4 protein-coding genes are annotated in these 3,057 nt (G+C 35.5%); 1 reads left to right on the forward strand and 3 read right to left on the reverse strand.

Annotated elements, in window-relative coordinates; all coding sequences use genetic code 11:
• From BUC45_RS12090 to BUC45_RS11900, 3 genes are all read right to left on the reverse strand, one after another.
• Positions 1-115, reverse strand: a 115-nt coding sequence (locus BUC45_RS12090) for a type II toxin-antitoxin system HicB family antitoxin (RefSeq protein WP_366750273.1), incomplete at its 3' end; no start/stop codon positions are given.
• A gap of 133 nt (positions 116-248) precedes the next feature.
• Entirely contained in the window at positions 249-479 is a 231-nt protein-coding gene (locus tag BUC45_RS11895; RefSeq protein WP_296972597.1) for a hypothetical protein, read from the reverse strand.
• Positions 480-535: 56 nt separating this feature from the next.
• Positions 536-2,299, reverse strand: a complete 1,764-nt coding sequence (locus BUC45_RS11900; RefSeq protein WP_296972598.1) for a DUF262 domain-containing protein — start codon at positions 2,297-2,299, stop codon at positions 536-538.
• Positions 2,300-2,748: 449 nt separating this feature from the next.
• On the opposite strand from BUC45_RS11900, the gene BUC45_RS11905 reads away from it, so the two are divergent.
• Positions 2,749-3,057 (forward strand): hypothetical protein (locus BUC45_RS11905; RefSeq protein ID WP_296972599.1); only part of this gene is annotated, 309 nt, incomplete at its 3' end.

A 3,057-nucleotide genomic window follows, 5' to 3' on the forward strand; every position in this document is an offset into this window, starting at 1 on the left:
CTTCAACGGTTTTAGCTTGTGTATGACATCCTCTCAATGCAGGCACTGATGCTATATATAATCCATCTTCGTCCTTTTCTATAAGAATTGTGAAATTAAATTTCTTCAAATCCATCACCTCTCAATTAGGAATAATTTAAACTATAAACTTCAAATGAAAGTATACCTTTAATCTTATTATAACATTTTTTTCTTGGCTTTTTTTAATATTATTTCCGATACGAATCTACGATAAAACCAAAGAGAAACTAAAAAGTTTTTGCGACTTTCTTATAAACATGTAAAGAAACTCTTAACCGCACTGCTGCGGTTTTTTCTCTTTCCAGGCACACGGTGCAAGGAAGCCTCTGGAAAAGTGAAACAATATTACAAATAACAAAAACCGTCATCCTGAGCGATACAAAAACTGTCATCCTGAGCGTCAGCGAAGGATCTTTCGTCGAAGCGGCTTTAAGATTCTTCATTCCGCCTCGTTTCATTCAGCATGACATAAACCCGAGATTTTCAGAGGCTTCCCTAGCATACACTTATTTACTTATTGACCCATTGCTTCTAAAATTTTGTTGTATAACGCTTCCTTTCGCTTTTCGAAAAAGGTATTAAAATCATCAGACCGTATAGCGTCAACATCTATTAGGTGAGTTTCTAAAATTTTGTTTAAGGTATCAGCATCAATATTTTTTTCTTTTTCAATGAAATCCAGATAAATACTTGGTGGATTTCCTCCTATTGAGCGGTTTGTTAAAGCTGAAAGCGGTGATTTGTTAATTATAGAATTGTATAGATCTTTAGGTATTCCCTGCTTAGCACAATAAGCTGTAGGAAATATATGATGAATGTCTATACTGTCATTGTAGTATGTCTGAAGATCAATGGGAACGCCTGATATAAAATCCCTACACCCTTCTCTCATTAAAAGAACATGCACACCTTTATATGCAGCACTGTTTCTAGTGCGCATAGTCAAAAGCCTGTCGGAATCGAAGGTTGCTTCACTTATCGTATCCGGCTTGCTTTTACCATCTAACCAATCTAAAACCTGTGGCAAGTCTTTTGCGAACCGAGTCTCAGTAGCAGCACCATACAATTCACCAAAAACACCGCACCAATACCATTGTGCTAGTTTCTGCCTTGTTGTGTGATTGTGGGCTTTCGGTCCTAATTCAACTAAGATTGCAGTTAAAGGTATCATTTGTGAGGGATATGGTATATCTTGATGTGAGAAGATTTTTTGTTCCATTAAAAATTTAGCAGCCTCATAAAACCCTTCAGTAACTTTGCCGCTCCATGCCTTGTATTCTTCTACCGTTAAATTTAAAATATCTCTGCGCTTACAGCCTACTGCAGCTCCAGGATTATCTTTCTTTCTATTATAAGTTACTAATAGCGCAATAGTCTGCAGAAAATCTGTATTTTCTAATATCGATAAAATAGGATTATTCTTAAATGCTTTAACATCTTCACTATTGCTTGGATTGCCTTCATATCTTAATTTCCAATCATCCCTTAGTGAAAAATTATCTGCTGCAAAAGAAGCTGTCAGTAATTCAAACACCGTCAAAGTTACACCGCCGGTGTTTACGTTTTCAAATACTTGGCATACAGCTTCTTTTGGTGTTGTATTCAAAAGTGTTATTACCGGTAATTGATAATTATTAAATGCTGAAAACGCCTCTGCCATGAACTTACTCCATCGCAAAGAGCGTTCTTGGGACATGTCAATGCTAAAATATTGATTTTGCCACTGTAAAAGTTTATCAGGTTTAAATAAATAATGTACTGGAAGCAGTCCTGCTTCACATTCTTTTTCCATAGTTGAAAAATCAGCTATTACTACATTGCCCTTGCCCCTTAATATTTTGTCCTCCGGCAGCGAAATTATAGCATCATCCTTATCTGAATTTACATCTGTTGCCATATTTATATCTAAATAATACCATCTCTTGATTTCTTTTCCGCGAACATCAGTAGTTTTAACCGGCTCATCTAAGTAAAGAGCTTGATACAAAGATGTTATGCGCTGCTGTCCATCTAATATAAGCCTTTGAGGTTCTGGCAGCTGCAGTAAGCAGACTCCCTCAACTAAGCGAGGCTTAAACCTTACATCAGGGTTTCCTGTTTCAAGCAGCATAACTGCTCCGATAGGAAACGACTTTAGAACACTTACAAGTAATTTGCGAATCCGTTCATTATCCCACACCCAACCCCTTTGAAAATCCGGAAGTTGTGTTCTTCCGTCTTGCACAGAATCAAGCAAACTTTTTAACATTTCTGATGTACTGTGAAATATAGTCGGCATTTGTTGAAACCCCCTGCTAATTATTTAGTAGCTTAGTTATAAATATATTTTTTAAATTTTTACTTTAACTATAACTATATAAATTCGCCACCTTATGCGATTTTCCTTCTTACTTCTGCGGAGCACAGAGTCAGGCACTTGCTTTTACACATGTAAAAACCTTTGCGAATTAAACTTTCTTCTTAAAATGAAATATCCTAAGGGTATTTGCTGCAATTAAAAAGCATTTAAAATAGATGCAATATCGGCGTAAGTAAGTGGTTGGAAGAAGAAGGAAATATATAGTTAGTGTAGAAGTAATTTAGGGATAAGATAAAATAATGAATAATTTACCTCCGTCCCCAAAAATGGATCGTCCTCAAATATTCACTGCAAGGGAGGATTTTAGGTGTAATTGTAGAAATATATAAATATTTGTATTTTTTGGTATAGAAAAGGAGTAGGAGATAATGAAAACTATTCAGGATTTAGATTTATTGGTTGAGAAATACAAGCGAAATTCAAAGCTAGGTTTAAATGATTCGGAAGCTGCGATTGAAGGAATTCAATTTTTACTTAGAGGTGACACACAATCTAGAGGCAGAGGCATGGAATATGTTTTTGAATTTCCTAATGATATTGGAGTTAATGCTTTTTTTAATTACTATAGTGTGCTGGACGAAGAAGAAAAAAATAAGGCTATACAGAAACTCATGACTTGTAAAGAATATGAAGGAGAATATGGAAATGGCAGGCATTTTGATATACACAGCTTCGCC

Origin of the sequence: Tepidanaerobacter sp. EBM-38, assembly GCA_001896545.1 — a bacterium.
Taxonomy (GTDB): Bacteria; Bacillota; Thermosediminibacteria; order Thermosediminibacterales; family Tepidanaerobacteraceae; genus Tepidanaerobacter.

Bases quoted from the DNA above. Each gene is read 5' to 3' on its own strand.
- BUC45_RS11895 (WP_296972597.1), bottom strand. From the start codon at position 479: ATGAAACGAGGCGGAATGAAGAATCTTAAAGCCGCTTCGACGAAAGAT.
- BUC45_RS11900 (WP_296972598.1), bottom strand. From the start codon at position 2,299: ATGCCGACTATATTTCACAGTACATCAGAAATGTTAAAAAGTTTGCTT.